The organism is Nocardioides ginsengisegetis (assembly GCF_014138045.1).
GTDB classification, from domain to species: Bacteria; Actinomycetota; Actinomycetes; order Propionibacteriales; family Nocardioidaceae; genus Nocardioides; species Nocardioides ginsengisegetis.
In genome coordinates this window covers 3,656,847-3,675,052 of sequence record NZ_JACGXA010000001.1, presented here as the reverse complement: position 1 = coordinate 3,675,052, position 18,206 = coordinate 3,656,847, and the positions used below count along the sequence as shown (strand labels likewise).

Genomic DNA, 18,206 nt, shown 5'->3' with positions numbered 1-18,206 from the left:
TCGGGCCACCGTATCCCGTAGCGAGCCCCCGGGCACGACGGATGTGCCCACCCCTGAGGGTGAGCACACCCGTGGGGGTGATGGGGGAAGCGCGATGGATGTCTAGGGTGGGCGCCGTGTTGGAACGGACCTTTGAGGCAGACCTGCTCGACCGGACGCTGCGTGTGCGCGGCGAGGTCGACGACTACGGCATCATCGCGCTGCGCAACCTGCTCGCCGAGCACGGCACTGCGCCGGGCAGCCGGCTGGTGGTGGACCTCAGCGGGGTCGACTACCTGCCCAGCGTCGCGGTCGGGGTGCTGACCCGGGCGCTGGCCTCGGCGGACCGGACCGGCGCCGACCTGTCGCTCGTGGCCGCTCAGGGCTCCGTGGCCCAGCGGGTCCTGATGGTCTGCGCGCTGCCCTACCGCCTCGGCGACCGCGACGACACCCCGCCGGACGCCGACGTACCTGCCTGACGGCTCTCAGGCGAGCGGCAGCACTGCGGTCACTCGCGTGCCGGCCGTGTGGTCGACCCACCACCGGGAGGTGAGGGCCTCGACCATCGCGAGCCCGCGGCCGCGCGCGGCCAGGACGTCGGGGGGCATGACGTGCGGCTCGGTCTCCCCGCCGCCGTCGAGCACGCTGACCTCCAGCGCCTCGTCCTGGAGCGCCCAGGAGACCTCGAGCCCGTCGTGACGGTCGGGACGGCCGTGGTCGAGCCCGTTGGCGACCAGCTCGCCCAGCACGATCGCGGCGTCCTGGACCACCTGGGCGTCGAGGTGCTTGTGGCGCAGGAACCCTGCGAGCAGCACCCGCGCCGCACGGTTGCTGCCCATCTCGAACGGCAGCTCGTGCACCTCGAAGCGGGTCTCCTGCTGGGTGCCCTCGCCCGCGGGCGCGTCGTTCACGGCCGGGCCGCTCAGGACATCTCGTGCGGGAGACCGCAGATCGTCAGCACCCGCTGGGCGACGGAGCCCTCCGCGGCGACGAGCCCGATGTCGATGCCTGCCGCGGCGGCCTTGCGCTGGGCCGCGGCCACCACGCCGACGGCCAGGCTCGGGAAGTAGTCGACCCCGCCGAGGTCGATCCGGATCGGGCGGCTGAACTCGCGGGTGTACTTGGCGATGTCCTCGCGGAGCGCCACGCCCGCGACCTCGTCGATCTCGCCCCGGACGGTCAGGACCGAGGAGGTCTCGTCGAAGCCGCTGGAGTACGCCTGTTCGTCCACGGCCCGAGAATAGTCGCCCGCCGCCCCGACCGACACCCGGCCGATGCCGGGTAGCGTTCGGAGCGTGGACCACCAGCCCCAGCCCGCGCTCTCCGACGCGATGCGCGAGGGTTCCCGACTCGAGCACGAGGAGGCCGAGGCCAGCCCGTTCGTCTCCGACCTCGTCGGCGGCCGGGCCCGGCCCGCGCAGTACGCCGCCTACCTGCGCCGGCTGCGCGTCGTCTACGCCGCCCTCGAGGACGCCGTCCGGGACCGCCGCGAGCACCCCGCCGTCGCCGGGGTCCACGACGACGCGCTGACGCGCAGCGACGCGCTCGAGGCCGACCTGGCGCACTGGGCGCCCGGCCGGGAGCCGGCCGTCGCGTCGCCGGCGGCCGAGGCCTACTGCGCCCGGATCGAGGCGGCCCGCCTGCGCCCGCACCTGCTCGTGGCCCACCACTACACCCGCTACCTCGGCGACCTGTCCGGCGGCCGGGTGCTGGCCCAGGCCCTCCGTCGCGAGTACGCCGACCAGGGGCTGGAGTCCGCCGGCCTGGCGTTCTACGACTTCCCGGAGATCCCCAAGCCGGTGCCCTACAAGCGCGACTACCGCGACCGGCTCGACGCCCTGCCCCTGTCGGACGCCGACCGGGCCGAGGTCGTCGAGGAGGTCCGGCAGGCCTTCCGGCTCAACCGCGACCTGTTCGCCGAGGTGGCCGACCCGCACGTCGACGCCGAGACTGATCCAGCGCTCAGCGGGGCGCTCGACCGATGACGCAGGTCCCGCCGACCTCGTCGTCGGCGGCGACCTCGGCCACCAGGCCGGCCCGGGTCACGAGCGCGGCGGTCGCCGGCGCCTGACGGTCGCTGGTCTCGATCAGGAGCGCGCCGCCCGGCCGCAGCCAGTCGGTCGCTCCCGCGGCCACCCGTGCCTGCAGGTCCGTGCCGTCGGGCCCGCCGTCCAGCGCGACCCGGTGCTCGTGGTCGCGCGCCTCCGGTGGCATCAGGGCGATCGCCCCGGTCGGGACGTACGGCGCGTTCGCGACCAGCACGTCGACACGGCCGCGCAGCCCGCCCGGGAGGGCGTCGTACAGGTCGCCCTCGAGGACCCGTTCGGGCGGCAGGTTGCGCCGGGCGCAGGCGACGGCAGCGGGGTCGACGTCGGCCGCCCACACCTCCGCCGCGGGGTCGCCGGCCAGCAGGGCCGCCCCCAGCGCGCCGGTCCCGCAGCACAGGTCGAGCACCACGCCGCCGGGCGGCAGCAACGCCCGGGCGCGGGCGACGAGGAAGGCCGAGCGCTGCCGCGGCACGAAGACGCCCGGTGCCACCGCGACCCGCAGCCCGCAGAACTCCGCGAACCCGACGACCAGCTCCAGCGGCGTCCCGGCCACGCGCGCCGTCACCATCCCCTCGAGGGCGGCGGCGTCCGCGGCGGCCTCGACCAGCAGTCGGGCCTCGTCCTCGGCGAAGACGCAGCCGGCCGTCCGCAGCCGCACCACGAGGGCGGCGAGGGCGGCCGGGGACAGGGTCAAGGTCGGCTCCGGTGCGAGGCGGGTGGGGGCGCTGGACGATGATGGTCGCATGCCTGACCTGCCCACCACGGCGCTCGACCAGCTCACCTGGGTGTGCGTCGCGTACGCCGCCGTGGTCACCGTCGCCGCGCTCGTCGTGACCCTGCGCCGCATCCCGCGACCGCCGTTGCTCGACTCGACCGTGTGGGTCCTCGAGCTGCTCATGGCCGTGCGGGCCGTCGCAGGCCTGGGCACCATGCTCAAGGGCGACCGGCCGGCCGAGATGTCGGCCCACATCGGCTACCTCGTGGCCTCGGTGTGCGTCCTCCCCATCGCGATGCAGTCGATCGCCGACGACCGCGGCCGCTGGTCCAGCGGCGTGGTGACGGTCGCGGCACTCGCGGTGACCGTGGTCGCCGTACGCCTCCAGATGACGCTCGCCTGACCCCAAGCCCGACAGGAACCACGTGACCGAGACGACCACCCCGCCCGAGCCCGACCACGCCGTCCGCAGCGGCCCGCACAAGGTGCTGCTCGCGTTCTACGCGCTCTTCACCCTGGCCGCCGGCGCCCGCGCCGCCGTCCAGCTGGCCACCGACGCCGACAAGGCGCCGGTCGCCTACACGCTGTCCGCCGTCGCCGCGCTGACCTACGCCGCGGGCTGGGTCGCGATCCGCCGCGCCTCGGTCGGCCACACCGGGCTGGCCAGCGTGCTGCTGTGGGTCGAGCTCGGCGGCGTGCTGACCGTCGGCACCCTGTCGCTGGTGCAGCGCGACTGGTTCCCCGACGCGTCGGTGTGGTCCGACTACGGCATCGGCTACGGCTTCGTGCCGGCGGTCCTCCCGATCGCCGGGCTGCTCTGGCTGCGCCGCCAGAAGGTCGCGGGCGTCACAGCCTCCTGAACGGGGTCGTCCGCCACTGGCCGTCGCCCGGTCGCCCGACGTTCATCCAGGCCGGGCAGCGTCGCGGGGTCTGCCCATCCCCCGAAGGAGACGACCCATGCGACGCATGCCCCTGCGCACCCTTGCCGGCTCGGCCGCCCTGGCGCTCGCCGCCGGCGGCGCCCTCGCCACCAGCGCGACCAGCGCCGGCGCCCCCGGCACGACCGGCACCGACAGCGCCCTGGCGACCGGCTTCGCCCAGACCACCCGCAGCACGCCCTGGACCGAGATCAGCAAGCTGCACCTGGACTTCAACACGTTCCACACCGAGGGCCTGGCGATCACCGACCAGCACATCTTCCTGTCGTCGGTCGAGATCATCGAGCCGACCCAGAAGTACCCCAGCCCCGTCGGCGGCTACGACCGCACACCCGGCAAGGGCGTCGGCCACCTGTTCGTGATGGACCGGCAGGGGCACCTGCAGAAGGACATCGTGCTCGGCGAGGGCGACATGTACCACCCGGGCGGCATCGACTTCGACGGTCGATCCGTCTGGGTGCCGGTCGCGGAGTACCGCCCCGACAGCGCCTCGGTCATCTACAAGGTCGACGCCACCAGCCTCAAGGTCTCCGAGCAGTTCCGCGTGCAGGACCACATCGGCGGCATCGTCAAGGACGACACGACCGGCGACCTGGTCGGCAACACGTGGGGCTCGCGGAAGTTCTACGCGTGGAGCCCGACGGGTCGGCAGAAGTCCACGTGGTCCAACCCGAGCCACTTCATCGACTACCAGGACTGCCAGTACGTCGCCTCCGCCAAGGCGGTCTGCAGCGGCGTCGCCAACCTGCCGCAGACGCCGACCGCCGGCGGCTCGGCCGCGACGTACGAGCTCGGCGGCCTGGCGCTGGTCGACCTGCACACGCACGCCGTCGTGCACGAGATCCCCTTCCAGCAGTGGTCCGAGGCCGGCCACGTGATGACCCGCAACCCGGTCAAGATGGCGGCCGACGGCTCGCACCTCACGCTGTGGGCGGCGCCGGACAACGGCGAGGAGGCCGGCGGCACCGAGCTCTACACGTTCACCGCCGACGTCTCCTGAGGCCCGGTTCTGGAACGTGTTCTAGATTGAGCCCGTGACCGCCGCAGTCCCCGACGTCTTCGCCCCTGCCGTGCTCGGCCCGGTCCGGCTGCGGAACCGGACGGTCAAGGCGGCGACCTTCGAGGGGCGCACGCCGCACGGCCAGGTGACCGACGACCTGATCGACTACCACCTGGCCGTGGCGCGCGGCGGGGTCGGGCTGACCACGGTGGCCTACCTCGCCGTCGCCCCCGAGGGTCGGACCCATCGCGAGCAGGTCGTGGTGGGGGAGTCGACCGCGGCCGGCCTGGCCCGGCTCGCCGATGCCGTGCACGCCGCCGGGGCGGCGGTCGCGGGCCAGGTCGGGCATGCCGGCCCGGTCGCCAACGGTCGCTCCAACGGCGTACGCGCCCTGGCGGCCTCGCGGATGCCCAGCCCGCTGTCGATGCAGATGGTCGGCTCCGCGAGCGAGAAGGACCTGACCCGGATCACGAAGCAGTACGTCGCCACCGCGCGCACCCTCGTGACCGCCGGCTTCGACGTGCTCGAGCTGCACATGGCGCACAGCTACCTCATCTCCAGCTTCCTCGCGCCCGGGCTCAACCGGCGCCGCGACCGCTGGGGCGGCGCGCTGGAGAACCGCGCCCGGCTCGCCCGCCAGGTCGCCCGCGCCGTGCGCGAGGAGGTCGACGGCGAGGTGGCCGTGACGGCCAAGGTGTCGCTGGGCGACGGCTTCCGGGGCGGGGTCACGACCGAGGAGGGGTTCGAGGCCGCCCGGCTCCTGGAGTCCGACGGGACCCTCGACTCGCTCCAGCTCAGCGGCGGCAGCTCGCTGATGAACCCGATGTACCTCTTCCGCGGGGGCGCGCCGGTCGCGGAGTTCGCCGCCGCCATGCCGCTGCCGGTCCGGGTCGGGATGCGGGTGGCGGGCGGGTCGTTCCTCAAGGAGTACGCCTTCGAGGAGGCCTACTTCCTCGAGAAGGCGCGGACCTTCCGGGCCGGGCTCGCCATGCCACTGATGCTGCTCGGCGGCATCAACCGCCGCGAGACGATGGAGCAGGCGATGGCCGAGGGCTTCGACTTCGTCGCGATGGGGCGCGCGCTGCTCCGCGAGCCCGACCTGGTCGACCGGCTCCAGGCGGGCCGCCAGGACGCCGGCGTGTGCATCCACTGCAACCGCTGCATGCCGACGATCTACACCGGCACCCGCTGCCCGGTCGTCGAGGAGACCACCCTTCCGCAAACCTAGAACCTGTTCTAGATTGCTGGCATGGTCTCGACAGGCTCGACCACCGGGCTGCCCCTCAAGGTCGTCGTGTGGTCCACCGGCACGGTCGGCCGGCACGCCATCGCCGGGATCGACCGGCACCCCGATCTCGAGCTCGTCGGCGTCTGGGTCAGCAACCCTGACAAGGTCGGCCGCGACGTCGGCATCCTGGCCGACCTCGGCCGCGAGCTGGGGATCGAGGCCACGAGCGACCGCGACGCGCTGCTTGCCCTGCAACCCGACTGCATCGTGCACACCGCGATGGCCGACGACCGGGTCTTCGAGTGCATCGAGGACCTCTTCGGCTTCGTCGAGGCGGGCGTCAACGTGGTCTCCAGCGGCCCCGTCCTCCTGCAGTGGCCGGACAAGATCCTCCCCGACGAGATGCTGCAACGGCTCGCCGACGCCGGGGCGCGCACCGGCGCCAGCCTGCACGTCAACGGGATCGACCCGGGCTTCGCCAACGACGTGCTGCCGCTGAGCCTGACCAGCCTCTCCCAGCGCATCGACGAGGTACGGGTGATGGAGATCGCCGACTACTCGACCTACTACCAGCCGGTGGTCATGCAGGAGATCTACGGCTTCGGCAAGTCCCTGGACCACCGCCCGATGCTCTGGGAGCCCGGGATCCTGACGATGGCGTGGGGGAGCGTGGTCCGCCAGCTCGCGGCCGGCCTCGGCATCACCCTCGACGAGCCGCTCACCGAGGAGGTCGACCGCCGGGCCGCCGAGGTGGACACCAAGACGGCCAGCGTCGACATCGAGGCCGGGACCATGGGGGCCGTGCGGTTCCAGGTGATCGGCAAGGTCGACGGGGTCCCGCGCGTCGTCCTCGAGCACGTCACCCGCACTGCCGAGGACCAGGTGCCCGAGTGGGCCCAGCCCCCCGAGGGCGGCGGCTGCTACCGCGTCGTGATCACCGGGGAGCCGTTCATGCAGTGCGACTTCGTGCACCACGGCGAGCACGGCGACCACAACGTCTCCGGGATGATCGTCACCGCCCAGCGCCTGGTCAACGCCGTGCCCGCCGTCGTCGCGAGCCCGGGCGGGCTCGTCACCGCGCTCGACCTGCCGCTCGTCACGGGCAAGGGCCTGGTGGCGCACGCATGACGATCCTGGACCGGTTCACGCTCACCGACCACGTCGCCGTCGTCACCGGCGCCGGCCGCGGGATCGGCGCCGCCACCGCGGTGGCGTTCGCCCAGGCGGGTGCCGACGTGGTGCTCTCCGCCCGGACCGCCCACCAGCTCGACGCGGTCGCCGACCAGGTCCGGGCCGCCGGCCGCCGCGCCCTCGTCGTCCCGGCCGATCTCAGCGACACGGACGCCGTGGCCGGGCTCGCGCAGGCGGCGTACGACGAGTTCGGGCGGCTCGACACGGTCGTCAACAACGTCGGCGGCACCATCCCCAACGCCTTCCTCGACACCGACGTGGCCTACCTCGAGGAGGCGTTCCACTTCAACGTCTCGACCGCCCACGCGCTCTCGCTCGCGGCGGTCCCCCTGATGCTCAAGGGCGGCGACGAGGGGCAGAAGTCGATCGTCAACATCTCCTCGATGATGGGCCGGGCCTCCGGCCGCGGCTACCTCGCCTACGGCACCGCCAAGGCCGCCCTGGCGCACTGGGCCCGGCTCGCTGCCACCGACCTCGCCCCGCGGATCCGCGTCAACGGGATCTTCGTGGGCTCGGTGATGACCTCGGCGCTGGAGTTCGTGGCCGGGGTGCCGGAGATGATGGAGCAGATGGAGACCAAGACCCCGCTGGGCCGGGTCGGCGAGGCCGAGGACATCGCGGCCGCCGCGCTCTACCTCTGCTCGCGGGCCGGCCAGTACGTCACCGGCAAGATGCTCGAGGTCGACGGCGGCATCCAGCAGCCGAACCTCGACCTCCACCTCCCCGACCTCACCACCTAGGGTCACGGGGGTGACCAGCACCAGCACCGCCCACGCGATCTCCCCGGACTCCGGCCAGCACTGGACCGAGCCGGGCGCGTGGCGGGTCGCCGAGGGGATCCACCGGATCCCGCTGCCGCTGCCGATGGACGGTCTCCGGGCCGTCAACGTCTACGTCCTCGAGACCGAGCACGGCCTGACGCTCGTCGACGGCGGCTGGGCGATCGAGGAGAGCCGGACGCTGCTGGAGAAGTCGCTGTCCGAGATCGGCTTCGGGCTGCGCGACATCACCCGCTTCCTCGTCACCCACGTGCACCGCGACCACTACACGCAGGCCGCGGTCATCGGCAAGGAGTACGGCGCCCACGTCAGCCTCGGCATCGGCGACAAGCCGACCCTCGACCTGATGCACCACCACGACGACGTCGACGAGGACCCGACCCTCGCCGTGCTCCGCACCGCGGGCGCCCACGAGATCGCGGAGAAGTGGCAGAAGTTCACCGACGGCCGGATGCCCGACCTGTCGATGTGGCACTACCCCGACACCTGGCTCGACGGCGACCACGAGATCGAGATCGGCACCCGCACCCTGCACGCGGTGCACACCCCCGGCCACACCCAGGGCCACTTCGTCTTCGCCGACCACGCCGACGGCATCCTCTTCGCCGGCGACCACGTGCTGCCCACGATCACGCCCTCGATCGGCTTCGAGCCGGTCCCGGTCGAGCAGCCGCTGCGCGACTTCATGGCCTCGCTCACCAAGGTCCGTGAGCTGCCGGACCTGCGGCTGCTGCCGGCCCACGGCCCGCTCGCGCCGTCCTCCCACGCCCGGGTCGACCAGCTCCTCGACCACCACGAGCACCGGCTGGAGCTCTGCCTCGCGGCGCTGGCCGGCGGCCCGGCCACGGCGTACGACGTCGCGGGCGAGCTGCCCTGGACCCGCCACGAGCACCGGCTCGCCGACCTCGACGAGTTCAACGGCGCGCTCGCGTCGATGGAGACCAAGGCCCACCTCGAGCTGCTGGTCGCGCGGGGTCAGGCGACCCGCGAGGTGACCGACGGCGGGGTCGTCTTCACTCGCGCGTGAGCCGCATCGGGACGTGCGGGATGCCGTCCTCGAGGAACTCCGCCCCGTCGGCCACGAAGCCGAACCCGGCGTACCAGCCGGCCAGCGGCACCTGCGCGTCCAGCACCACGTCGCGGTCGGGGCAGACCTGCAGGGCGGTGCCCATGACGAGGTCCGCCAGCCCGCGGCCGCGCGCCTCGGGCGTCAGCACGACGCGGCCGATCCGCCAGGTGCTCGCGTCGTCGAGGACCCGGGCGTAGCCCAGCAGCGCGTCGCCGCTGTCGCGCAGCAGCACGTGCCGCGTGCCGGGCTCGACGTCGCGACCGTCGAGGTCGGGGTAGGGGCACGCCTGCTCGACGACGAACACCGCCTGCCGCAGCCGCCACACGTCGTACGCCGTCCGGGCGTCGAGGGCGGCGAAGGGGACCGCGGTGATGTTCACCGGAGGAACTCCAGCGTCTGCTTCCACGCCCGCCGGGCCTCGGGCACCAGCGGCAGCAGCGGGTAGACGTGGATCAGGTCGGGGGCCTCGACGTAGGTGAGCTCCCACGTCGAGGACAGCGCGCGGTCGGCCAGCATCCGCACCCCGGGTGCCAGCAGGTCGCGGGTGCCGCAGAACATCAGCGCCGGCGGCAGCCCGTCGAGCGGCGCCAGCCCGGGCGACACCTCCGGGCGTCCCAGGTCCTCGTCCCGCCCCGCCCACCACGAGGCGTAGGCGTGGAGCTTGCCGAGGAAGAGCCACGGGTCGCGCTCGGCGAAGGCCGCCGTGTCCGGGGCGCTCGTGGTCAGGTCGATCCACGGCGACAGGAGCAGCATTCGTTCGGGCTGCGGGCCGCCCCGGTCGCGCAGCGCCAGGGCGATCGCCATCGCCAGGCCGCCGCCGGCCGAGTCGCCGCCCAGCACGACCGGCCCGTCGGCGCACCAGCGGGCGGCGAGGTCGACCAGTGCGTCGTGCGAGTCGCGCCAGGTGTGCTCGGGCGCGAGGGGGTAGTCGGGCAGCACGATCCGGGCGCGCAGCGCCCGGGCCAGCCGTGCCACGTAGCGCACGTGGAAGGGGTCGATCGGGGCCATGAACCCGCCGCCGTGCACCCAGACCACGGTGCGCTCGGGCGTGATGCCGCGCGGCGTGACGACGTGCGACGGGAAGTCGCCGGCCGGTCCGGTCAGCGTCTCGGTCGTGACGTCGTACCGGCGCGCGAAGAACGGCACGATCCGGGTCGGCAGGGTGCGGTCCAGCCCGGCGTGCCAGCGCTCGACGCGGGCGCGCTCGGCCTCCTCGGTGTCGAGCTCGCGGGACTTGCGCAGCTTGGGCACGCCCCACGCGAGGAGCTGGTGGGTGGGACTCGGCATGCCGCGACCCTGTCACAGGCCGGTGTCACAGATCGGCGGCGGCCGGTGTCTGGATGGGTGACCGCTCGAAGACACGACACCCAGGAGCACCGATGCCCAGCACCTTCCGGATTCCCCGGGCCACGATCACCGGCCTCTACGGCCGGGTCCTGTCCGCCTACGCCCGACGCACCTACGGGCAGGTCCCCGACAACGCCTACGTCCTGTGGCACCACCGCCCGGTGCTGAAGGCGGTGCTCGGCTTCGAGCAGAAGGTGGCGAAGTGGGACCGCCTCGACCCGACCCTGAAGTCCTACGCCCAGCTCGCCAGCGCCGGGGTCATCGGCTGCAGCTGGTGCCTGGACTTCGGCTACTTCCTCGCCCACGACGAGGGGCTCGACCTCGCCAAGGTCCGGGAGGTGCCGCGCTGGCGCGAGTCGGACGTCTTCACCCCGCTGGAGCGCGAGGTGCTGGCCTATGCGGAGGCCATGAGCCACACGCCGCTGACCGTCACCGACGAGATGGTCGACCGGCTCGTCGACCAGCTCGGGGCCGAGGCCGTCGTCGAGCTCACCCAGATGATCGCCCTGGAGAACATGCGCTCGCGCTTCAACTCCGCCGCGGGGCTCCAGAGCCAGGGATACTCCGACGTCTGCGAGCTGCCGCTCGCTAGTGTCTCGGCAGGCTCGACCAGCGAGGTGTCATGACCACTGCGACCGACGCGTTCGTCGCGCACCGCAACCTGCTCTTCACCGTCGCCTACGAGATGCTCGGGTCCGCCGTGGACGCCGAGGACGTGCTCCAGGAGACCTGGCTCCGCTGGCACGAGGTCGACCTCACCGGGGTGCGCGACGAACGTGCCTACCTGGTCCGGATCACGACCCGGCTCGCGCTCAACCGGATGCGGACGATGGCCCGGCGCCGCGAGCAGTACGTCGGCCCCTGGCTGCCCGAGCCGCTGCTCACCACCCCGGACGTCGCCGAGGACGTCGAGCTCGCCGACAGCGTCTCGATGGCGATGCTGCTGGTCCTGGAGACCCTGAGCCCGACCGAGCGGGCGGTCTTCGTGCTCCGCGAGGTCTTCGACGTCGGGTACGACGAGATCGCCGCCGCCGTGGACAAGTCGCCGGCCGCGGTCCGCCAGATCGCCAGCCGGGCGCGGGCGCACGTCGACGAGCGACGCCCCCGCGCCGACGTCACGCCCACCCAGCGCGACGAGGTGATCGCGAAGTTCCTCGGGGCCACCGCGACCGGCGACCTCCAGGGCCTCATGGACGTGCTGGCGCCCGACGTCGTGCTGATGACCGACGGCGGCGGGTTCAAGAAGGCAGCCCTGCGCCCGATCCTGGGCCGCGACAAGGTGCTGCGCTTCCTGGAGGCCGTGATGCCCGAGGACGGGTCGGCCGAGCTGGTGCTCGTCAACGGCGCCCCCGGCCTGCGACTGCTCGTCGGCGGGGTGGTCGACGCGATCGGCACGATGCTGGTCGAGGACGGCCAGGTCACCGGCCTCTACATCGTGCGCAACCCCGAGAAGCTGGCCCGGCTGGACGGGGTGATCGCCCTGACGCGGTGAGCACTAGTCTGGAGGGACATGACAGGGGAGCACGTCCGACGTGCTGAGAGTGCGGATCCGCCGCAGACCCTATGAACCTGCTCCGGTTAACACCGGCGAAGGGAGTCCCAGATGAAGTCATCGCGCGCGCTCGCGGCGATCTGCACGGTCCTGCTCGTCCCCGTCCTCGGGTCCTGCTCGGTGATCGGCGAGGGCGACGACAGCCCCGCCACCACCGCCGCCGGCAAGATCAAGGACGTCGTGCTGGTCACCCACGACTCGTTCTTCCTGCCGAAGAAGGTGGTCAAGGACTTCGAGGCGCAGACCGGCTACCACCTCGTGGTCAAGGCCTCGGGCGACGGCGGCACGCTCACCAACAAGCTCGTCCTCACCAAGGACGACCCGACCGGCGACGTCGCGTTCGGCGTCGACAACACCTTCGCCTCCCGCGCGCTGGACGAGGGCGTCTTCGCGCCGTACTCCTTCGACGCCCCGGCCGGCGTCTCCGCCTACGACCTCCCCGGCGACGACGACCACGCGCTCACGCCCGTCGACAACGGCAACGTCTGCGTCAACGTCGACGACACCTGGTTCAAGGCCCACGACCTGGCCGAGCCCCGGACCCTCGACGACCTCACCGACCCGGCCTACCAGGACCTCTTCGTGCTGCCGGGTGCGGCCACGAGCTCGACGGGGATGGCGTTCCTGCTCGCCACGGTCTCGGCGTACGGCGACGCCTGGCCGGACTACTGGAAGAAGCTGATGGACAACGGCGCGCGCGTCACCGCCGGCTGGTCCGACGCCTACGAGGTCGACTTCACGCAGGGCGGCGGCAAGGGCGACCGGCCGATCGTGCTGTCCTACGACTCCTCACCCGCCTTCACCGTCCCGAAGGGCGCGACGGCGTCCACCACCCACGCGCTGCTCGACACCTGCTTCCGCCAGGTGGAGTACGCCGGCGTCCTCGACGGCGCCGCCAACGTGCCCGGTGCCGAGGCGTTCGTGCGGTTCCTGACCTCCTCGGAGGTGCAGGAGGCGCTGCCCGAGAGCATGTACGTCTTCCCGGTCGTCGACGGCACGTCGCTGCCGGCCGACTGGGCCTCCTACGCCATGCAGCCCGACCAGCCCTACTCCGTCGACCCGGCCGACGTCGCCGCCCACCGCGACGAGTGGCTGCGCGAGTGGAGCGACGTCACCTCGCAATGAGGCGCGCCCTGACCCTCGCCGCGCTGGCGCTCCTGCCGGTCGCGGTGCTGGGCGTCTTCTTCGTGCTGCCGGTGAGCGGCATGCTGGCGCGCGGCTTCTGGCCGGACGGGTCCTTCGACCCCGGCGGGGTGATCTCCGTGCTCGGCCGGCCGCGGGTCCACCGCGTCCTGTGGTTCACGGTCTGGTCGGCCTCGGTCGCGACGGTGGTGTCGGTGCTGCTCGGGCTGCCGGCGGCGCACGCCCTGCACCGGCGGGAGTTCCCGGGCCGGCGGGTGCTGCGCGCGGCCCTGCTCGTCCCGTTCGTGCTCCCGACGGTGGTGGTCGGCGTCGCCTTCCGTGAGCTTCTGGGGGAGTCCGGTCCGTTGGGCTTCCTGGGCCTGGACGGCACGCCGGTCGCGATCGTGGCCGGCCTGGTCTTCTTCAACGTTGCGGTCGTGATCCGCGCGGTCGGCGCCTCGTGGGAGTCGCTCGACCAGCGGCCGGCCGACGCGGCCGCGGCGCTCGGAGCCAGCCCGGCGCAGGTCTTCCGCACGGTCACTCTCCCGGCGCTGCGCCCGGCGATCGTGTCGGCGGCCAGCGTGGTGTTCCTGTTCTGCGCGACCGCCTTCGGCGTCGTGCTGACCCTCGGCGGTTTGCGGTACTCCTCGGTCGAGACCGAGATCTACCTCCTCACCACCAACCTGCTCGACCTCCAGGGTGCCGCGGCGCTGTCGGTGCTCCAGCTCGTCGCCGTCGTGGCGCTGCTGCTCGTCGCCGGACGGCTGCGGGCCGTGCCGGACCCGTCGGTCTCCCGCGTGCTGCCCCGGCCCCGGCGGCTCTCGCGGCAGGACTGGCCGGGCGCGATGGCGACGCTGCTCCTCGTCGTGCTCGTCGCGCTGCCGATCGGCACCCTCGTGCTCGGGTCCCTGCAGGTCGAGGGGTCCGGCTGGGGCCTGGGCAACTACCGGGCGCTCACCACGCGCGGCACCCACCAGGCCCTGCTGGTCCCCGTGACCGACGCCCTGGTCACCTCGCTGCGCACCGCCGTCGACGCGACCTGGATGTCGCTCTCGCTCGGCCTCCTCGTGGCGGTCGTGGTCACCCGCCGGTCCCGCTCGAGGGCCGAGCGCCGCGTCCGCGCCACCCTCGACGGCTTCTTCATGCTGCCGCTCGGCGTCTCGGCGGTGACGCTCGGCTTCGGCTTCCTCATCACCCTCGACCACCCGCCGCTCGAGCTGCGCGACTCCCCGCTGCTCGTGCCGATCGCCCAGGCCCTCGTGGCGCTCCCCCTGGTGGTCCGCACCATCGTGCCGGTGCTCTCGGGCGTCGACGACCGGCAGCGCCAGGCCGCCGCCTCGCTCGGGGCCGGACCGCTGCGCGCGGTGCTGACCGTCGACCTGCCGGTGGTCTGGAAGCCGCTGCTGGCCGCCAGCGGCTTCGCGTTCGCGGCCTCGCTCGGCGAGTTCGGCGCGACGTCCTTCCTCGCCCGTGACGAGCATCCGACCGTCCCGGTCGTCATCTTCCGGCTGATCGGGCACCCCGGCCCGATGAACTACGGCATGGCACTGGCCGCCTCCGTCGTCCTCGCCGCGACCACGGCCGTCGTGATGCTCGTGGTCGAGCGGCTCCGGGTGCCGTCCGTGGGAGCCTTCTGACGCCATGCTCGAGCTCCAGCACGTCTCCGTGTCGTACGACGGCAAGCCCGCCGTCGTCGACGTCTCCCTCGACCTTCCCGTCGGGGAGGTGCTCGCGGTCCTCGGCCCGTCCGGCTGCGGCAAGTCCACGCTGCTGCGCGCCGTCGCCGGTCTCGAGCCGGTCGCCGGGGGCAGCATCACCTGGGACGGCGCGGACCTGCGCGGTGTGCCGACCCACAAGCGCGGCTTCGCGCTGATGTTCCAGGACGGCCAGCTCTTCAACCACCTCACGGTCGGCCGCAACGTGGGCTACGCGCTCCGGCTCCGCCGCGCCCCCCGCATCCCCGCCCGCGTCGAGGAGCTGCTCGACCTCGTCGGCCTCCAGGGGTACGCCGATCGCCTGCCGTCGACCCTGTCCGGCGGCGAGCGCCAGCGGGTCGCACTGGCCAGGTCGCTGGCCGTCGAACCGCGGCTGCTGCTGCTCGACGAGCCGCTGTCGGCCCTCGACGCGGGGCTGCGCGAGCGGCTGGCCGTCGACCTGCGCGGCATCCTCCGGGCAGCCGGCACCCCCGCGCTGATGGTCACCCACGACCACGAGGAGGCCTTCACGGTCGCCGACCGGCTCGCCGTCATGCGCGACGGCCGGGTCGTGCAGGAGGGCCCGATCGCCGACGTCTGGCGGGCGCCGGCGGACCCGGAGACCGCGTTGTTCCTGGGCTACGCCCGCGTCCTGCGCGACGACGCCGCCCGCACCGTCCTCGCGTCGGCCGGGCTCCCTCCCGCGCCGGCAGTCGCGGTCCGTCGCTCGGCGATCGGCGTACGGGACGGCGGTGGGCTGGTCGGCACCGTGCTGGCCAGCCGGGCCACCCCGGAGCAGGTCCGGCTGGTCGTCCACCTCGAGGGCGTCGGCGAGGTCGACGCGGTCGCGTCACTGGACGCGCACGCCGCACCGGGTGAGACGGTTCACTGTGCGGTGGATGCCACACGACTGGCGATCCTGCCGATGACCGACGCATCCCTAGACTGACGCCCGTGTATCGCCGCGCCTATGCCCTGCTCGTGGGGATCGCTGTCGTCATGGGCGGTCTGGCGATCCTGACGGCGGCCCTCCTCGACAAGAAGCTCGCCGACCCCGACGGCTTCCTCGGGCCCTCGTGGCTGCGGCTGCCGATGCTGGTCGGCAGCGCCTTCCTCATCGACCTCGTCCCCCGGACGCTGTGGCAGTCGAAGGGGAAGCTGCCCCTGATGGCACCCATCTGGCGCGCGCGGGTGCGGACGCACTGGACGCGGGAGCGGATGACGCTCGTGGTGATGGGCGTCGTGTGCTTCTACATCACCTACGTCAGCTACCGGAACCTCAAGTCCTACCTGCCGTTCGTCTCCACGACGAAGTACGACCGCACCCTCCACCTGCTCGACCGGGCCCTGATGTTCGGCCACGAGCCGGGCCTGCTGCTGCACGACATCTTCGGCACCAGCTTCATGGCCTACTTCCTGTCCTACGTCTACCTGTGGTTCCTGCCGCTCGTGCCGCTGGCGCTGACCGCGTGGCTGGTCTGGTCGCGGAACCTCACGTTCGGCTACTGGTTCGCCACCTCCCAGTGCATCGCCTGGGCGCTCGGCACGCTGTCCTACTACGCGCTGCCCACCCTCGGCCCGGGCCTGGCCTACAGCTACGTCTACTCCGACCTGCCGGACACCCCGACCGCGAGCCTGATGGCGTCGTTGCAGAACACCCGGATCGAGGTCATCAAGGGCGGCCTCGAGGGCGTGGTCCAGTCGGTCGCCGGCTTCGCCAGCCTGCACTGCGCGATCACCCTGCTGGTCGCCCTGATGGTGCAGTTCACGCTGCGCTCGAAGATCCTCAAGTGGGTCTTCTGGGTCAACTTCGGCTGCACGGTCGTGGCCACCCTCTACTTCGGCTGGCACTACATCGCCGACGACATCGCCGGCATCATGATCGCCTTCGTCTCCTTCTACGTCGGTGGCGTCGCCAGCGGCCAGAAGTTCGAGCGCCGGGGCCTGCACTCGCACCCCACCTCCACCACGTCGGCCGTTCCCGTCGACCACGACGCCTGACGCCGCACGTCGGTTCCTCGAGAACTACATCGTTGTAGTTCGCAAGCCGACACGCCGGTGGCGCAAGAAAAAGTTGGGGAAGTTGTTTCCTTTGTGACAGAAGTTCACTAACGTTCTTCGAGTGCCTCGGGCGATGGGGAAGTCGCCCGAGGCACTACCAGTCGAAGAGCCAGGGAGACCACACGTGCGGATCATGGGGATCGCAACGGCGGCCGCGCTGACCCTCGCGTTGGGGGTCTCCTCCGGGGTCACCGCGGGGATTGCCGCCGCCGACGACCACGGGATGCCGTCGCGCCAGGACGTGCACGACGCCAAGGTCGCCGTCCGCGACAAGGCCACCGACGTGGCCTCGGTGCGCGCCCAGCTGGTGCTGGCCAACCAGCGGCTCCAGGCCTCGGCCGTGAAGGCGGCCCAGGCCGCCGAGGCCTTCAACGGCGCCCGCTACGAGGCGCAGCAGGCGCGGCTCGCCGCCCACGCCGCGCAGGTCCACTCCGACGTGGCCGCCGCCGACGTCGAGCGCCAGCGGGCCGCCTACAGCGACGCCCTGGTCACCTCCTACGAGCTCGCCCCGGGCCTGACCGCCCTGTCCGCGATCGCGAAGTCCGACGGCATCACGACCGTCATCGAGCGCGCCACCACCATGCAGAACGCCGAGGGCGCGCTCGACGGGCACTACGACGAGTTCCGCGCAGCGGCGACGCTCGCAGACATCGCCACGCGACAGGCCGACCAGGCCCGGGACGCAGCCTCCGCCGCCCAGGACAAGGCCCGAGCCGCGCGCGACACCGCCCGCGCGGCCGCCGCCTCGGCCGCGTCGGACGCCCGCGCGATCGCCGCCCGGAAGACCGAGCTGATCGCCCAGCTCGCGCACCTCCAGCACATCAGCGTCACGCTCGCCGCGCGGCGCCAGGCCGCCCTCGAGGCACGGGCCCAGGCCGCGGCCGCGGCGGCCGCGCAGGCCGAGGCCGAGGCGGCGGCGCAGGCCGCGGCCCAGCAGGCCGCCGCGGCCGCAGCCCAGCAGGCGGCCCAGCAGCAGCAACAGCAGCAACAGCAGGACCAGCAGGACGCTCCCGCGCCGAGCAACCCGACGCCCCCGACGCCCCCGTCGCCACCGCCTGCCCCGCCGGCACCCCCCGCCCCGCCGGCCCCCGCGCGTGGTGCCCAGGGTGCCGTCGACTTCGCCCGCGCCCAGCTCGGCGAGCCCTACCGGTGGGGTGCCGCCGGCCCGGACGCCTGGGACTGCTCCGGCCTCACGATGGGTGCCTGGCAGGCCGGTGGCCGCTCGCTGCCGCACTACTCCGTCGCGCAGTACGAGCAGTCCACGCCGATCCAGCCCTCCGACCTGCAGCCGGGCGACCTGGTCTTCTGGGGGTCCTCCAGCGACCCGTCCTCGATCTACCACGTCGCGATGTACGTCGGCGGCGGCATGATCATCCACGCCCCGCGCACCGGCCGGCCGGTGTCGGAGGAGTCGCTCTACTACTGGATCCCGCCCAACTTCTACGCACGCCCCTGACCGTCCCCGCCCCGTCCCGGTAGCGTT

The 18,206-nt window shown here is 72.9% G+C and carries 21 protein-coding genes and 1 riboswitch; of the genes, 16 read left to right on the top strand and 5 right to left on the bottom strand.

Going from position 1 to position 18,206, the window contains the following annotated elements; all coding sequences use genetic code 11:
• The first annotated feature begins 116 nt into the window (after positions 1–116).
• Positions 117–458, top strand: a complete 342-nt coding sequence (locus FB382_RS17795) for an STAS domain-containing protein (RefSeq protein WP_182541020.1) — start codon at positions 117–119, stop codon at positions 456–458.
• A 6-nt stretch (positions 459–464) separates the two neighbouring features.
• On the opposite strand, the gene FB382_RS17790 is transcribed toward FB382_RS17795, so the two are convergent.
• Positions 465–890 carry an ATP-binding protein gene (locus tag FB382_RS17790; RefSeq protein WP_125036701.1) on the bottom strand — a complete coding sequence of 142 codons (426 nt, stop codon included), beginning with the start codon at positions 888–890 and terminating at the stop codon, positions 465–467.
• Positions 891–901: 11 nt separating this feature from the next.
• On the bottom strand, positions 902–1,210 hold the full coding sequence (locus FB382_RS17785) for an STAS domain-containing protein (protein WP_182541019.1): 309 nt from the start codon (positions 1,208–1,210) through the stop codon (positions 902–904).
• 64 nt (positions 1,211–1,274) lie between these two features.
• Here FB382_RS17785 and FB382_RS17780 point away from each other — a divergent pair, with 64 nt between their 5' ends.
• Complete coding sequence (locus FB382_RS17780; protein ID WP_343055657.1) at positions 1,275–1,964, top strand: biliverdin-producing heme oxygenase; 690 nt, start codon at positions 1,275–1,277, stop codon at positions 1,962–1,964.
• Here the strand turns inward: FB382_RS17780 and FB382_RS17775 are convergent.
• Positions 1,942–2,721 (bottom strand): putative protein N(5)-glutamine methyltransferase, encoded by a 780-nt coding sequence (locus tag FB382_RS17775; RefSeq protein ID WP_246377241.1) that lies wholly within the window; start codon positions 2,719–2,721, stop codon positions 1,942–1,944. The genes FB382_RS17780 and FB382_RS17775 overlap by 23 nt on opposite strands.
• Before the next feature lie 49 nt (positions 2,722–2,770).
• Here FB382_RS17775 and FB382_RS17770 point away from each other — a divergent pair, with 49 nt between their 5' ends.
• From FB382_RS17770 to FB382_RS17740, 7 genes are all read left to right on the top strand, one after another.
• On the top strand, positions 2,771–3,145 hold the full coding sequence (locus FB382_RS17770) for a hypothetical protein (RefSeq protein WP_125036697.1): 375 nt from the start codon (positions 2,771–2,773) through the stop codon (positions 3,143–3,145).
• Positions 3,146–3,167: 22 nt separating this feature from the next.
• Positions 3,168–3,602, top strand: coding sequence for a hypothetical protein (locus tag FB382_RS17765; RefSeq protein WP_182541016.1), 435 nt, complete (start codon positions 3,168–3,170; stop codon positions 3,600–3,602).
• Positions 3,603–3,699: 97 nt separating this feature from the next.
• Positions 3,700–4,680, top strand: a complete 981-nt coding sequence (locus FB382_RS17760) for a DUF6454 family protein (RefSeq protein WP_182541015.1) — start codon at positions 3,700–3,702, stop codon at positions 4,678–4,680.
• A 34-nt stretch (positions 4,681–4,714) separates the two neighbouring features.
• Entirely contained in the window at positions 4,715–5,908 is a 1,194-nt protein-coding gene (locus FB382_RS22985; protein ID WP_182541014.1) for an oxidoreductase, read from the top strand.
• 21 nt (positions 5,909–5,929) lie between these two features.
• Positions 5,930–7,036, top strand: a complete 1,107-nt coding sequence (locus FB382_RS17750) for an NAD(P)H-dependent amine dehydrogenase family protein (protein WP_220481408.1) — start codon at positions 5,930–5,932, stop codon at positions 7,034–7,036.
• On the top strand, positions 7,033–7,839 hold the full coding sequence (locus FB382_RS17745) for an SDR family oxidoreductase (RefSeq protein WP_182541013.1): 807 nt from the start codon (positions 7,033–7,035) through the stop codon (positions 7,837–7,839). Before FB382_RS17750 ends, FB382_RS17745 begins: the two co-directional genes overlap by 4 nt.
• A gap of 10 nt (positions 7,840–7,849) precedes the next feature.
• Positions 7,850–8,905, top strand: a complete 1,056-nt coding sequence (locus FB382_RS17740) for an MBL fold metallo-hydrolase (RefSeq protein WP_182541012.1) — start codon at positions 7,850–7,852, stop codon at positions 8,903–8,905.
• Here FB382_RS17740 and FB382_RS17735 read toward each other — a convergent pair.
• Positions 8,892–9,326 (bottom strand): GNAT family N-acetyltransferase, encoded by a 435-nt coding sequence (locus tag FB382_RS17735; RefSeq protein ID WP_182541011.1) that lies wholly within the window; start codon positions 9,324–9,326, stop codon positions 8,892–8,894. The two genes, FB382_RS17740 and FB382_RS17735, sit on opposite strands and share 14 nt — an antisense overlap.
• A complete protein-coding gene (locus FB382_RS17730) occupies positions 9,323–10,234 on the bottom strand; it encodes an alpha/beta hydrolase (RefSeq protein WP_182541010.1) in 912 nt (303 codons plus the stop codon). Before FB382_RS17730 ends, FB382_RS17735 begins: the two co-directional genes overlap by 4 nt.
• Before the next feature lie 92 nt (positions 10,235–10,326).
• Between FB382_RS17730 and FB382_RS17725 the strand changes: the two genes are divergently transcribed.
• The 7 genes from FB382_RS17725 (at position 10,327) to FB382_RS17695 (ending at position 18,179) form a co-directional block, all read left to right on the top strand.
• Complete coding sequence (locus tag FB382_RS17725; protein ID WP_182541009.1) at positions 10,327–10,920, top strand: carboxymuconolactone decarboxylase family protein; 594 nt, start codon at positions 10,327–10,329, stop codon at positions 10,918–10,920.
• Positions 10,917–11,786, top strand: coding sequence for an RNA polymerase sigma-70 factor (locus FB382_RS17720; RefSeq protein ID WP_182541008.1), 870 nt, complete (start codon positions 10,917–10,919; stop codon positions 11,784–11,786). Before FB382_RS17725 ends, FB382_RS17720 begins: the two co-directional genes overlap by 4 nt.
• A 13-nt stretch (positions 11,787–11,799) precedes the next feature.
• A riboswitch (TPP riboswitch) is annotated at positions 11,800–11,907 on the top strand.
• On the top strand, positions 11,898–12,971 hold the full coding sequence (locus FB382_RS17715; RefSeq protein ID WP_182541007.1) for a thiamine ABC transporter substrate-binding protein: 1,074 nt from the start codon (positions 11,898–11,900) through the stop codon (positions 12,969–12,971). It overlaps the preceding riboswitch by 10 nt.
• Positions 12,968–14,605, top strand: a complete 1,638-nt coding sequence (locus tag FB382_RS17710) for an ABC transporter permease (protein ID WP_182541006.1) — start codon at positions 12,968–12,970, stop codon at positions 14,603–14,605. Before FB382_RS17715 ends, FB382_RS17710 begins: the two co-directional genes overlap by 4 nt.
• Positions 14,606–14,609: 4 nt before the next feature.
• Positions 14,610–15,611: an ABC transporter ATP-binding protein gene (locus tag FB382_RS17705; RefSeq protein ID WP_182541005.1), complete on the top strand. Its 1,002-nt coding sequence runs from the start codon at positions 14,610–14,612 to the stop codon at positions 15,609–15,611.
• Positions 15,612–15,616: 5 nt separating this feature from the next.
• Positions 15,617–16,663: a phosphatase PAP2 family protein gene (locus FB382_RS17700; RefSeq protein ID WP_182541004.1), complete on the top strand. Its 1,047-nt coding sequence runs from the start codon at positions 15,617–15,619 to the stop codon at positions 16,661–16,663.
• A gap of 193 nt (positions 16,664–16,856) precedes the next feature.
• A complete protein-coding gene (locus tag FB382_RS17695; RefSeq protein ID WP_182541003.1) occupies positions 16,857–18,179 on the top strand; it encodes a C40 family peptidase in 1,323 nt (440 codons plus the stop codon).
• Positions 18,180–18,206: the final 27 nt, after the last annotated feature.

Bases quoted from the DNA above. Each gene is read 5' to 3' on its own strand.
- FB382_RS17695 (WP_182541003.1), top strand. From the start codon at position 16,857: ATGGGGATCGCAACGGCGGCCGCGCTGACCCTCGCGTTGGGGGTCTCC.
- FB382_RS17720 (WP_182541008.1), top strand. From the start codon at position 10,917: ATGACCACTGCGACCGACGCGTTCGTCGCGCACCGCAACCTGCTCTTC.
- FB382_RS17730 (WP_182541010.1), bottom strand. From the start codon at position 10,234: ATGCCGAGTCCCACCCACCAGCTCCTCGCGTGGGGCGTGCCCAAGCTG.
- FB382_RS17725 (WP_182541009.1), top strand. From the start codon at position 10,327: ATGCCCAGCACCTTCCGGATTCCCCGGGCCACGATCACCGGCCTCTAC.
- FB382_RS17715 (WP_182541007.1), top strand. From the start codon at position 11,898: ATGAAGTCATCGCGCGCGCTCGCGGCGATCTGCACGGTCCTGCTCGTC.
- FB382_RS17710 (WP_182541006.1), top strand. From the start codon at position 12,968: ATGAGGCGCGCCCTGACCCTCGCCGCGCTGGCGCTCCTGCCGGTCGCG.
- FB382_RS17750 (WP_220481408.1), top strand. From the start codon at position 5,930: ATGGTCTCGACAGGCTCGACCACCGGGCTGCCCCTCAAGGTCGTCGTG.
- FB382_RS17745 (WP_182541013.1), top strand. From the start codon at position 7,033: ATGACGATCCTGGACCGGTTCACGCTCACCGACCACGTCGCCGTCGTC.
- FB382_RS17705 (WP_182541005.1), top strand. From the start codon at position 14,610: ATGCTCGAGCTCCAGCACGTCTCCGTGTCGTACGACGGCAAGCCCGCC.
- FB382_RS17770 (WP_125036697.1), top strand. From the start codon at position 2,771: ATGCCTGACCTGCCCACCACGGCGCTCGACCAGCTCACCTGGGTGTGC.
- FB382_RS17760 (WP_182541015.1), top strand. From the start codon at position 3,700: ATGCGACGCATGCCCCTGCGCACCCTTGCCGGCTCGGCCGCCCTGGCG.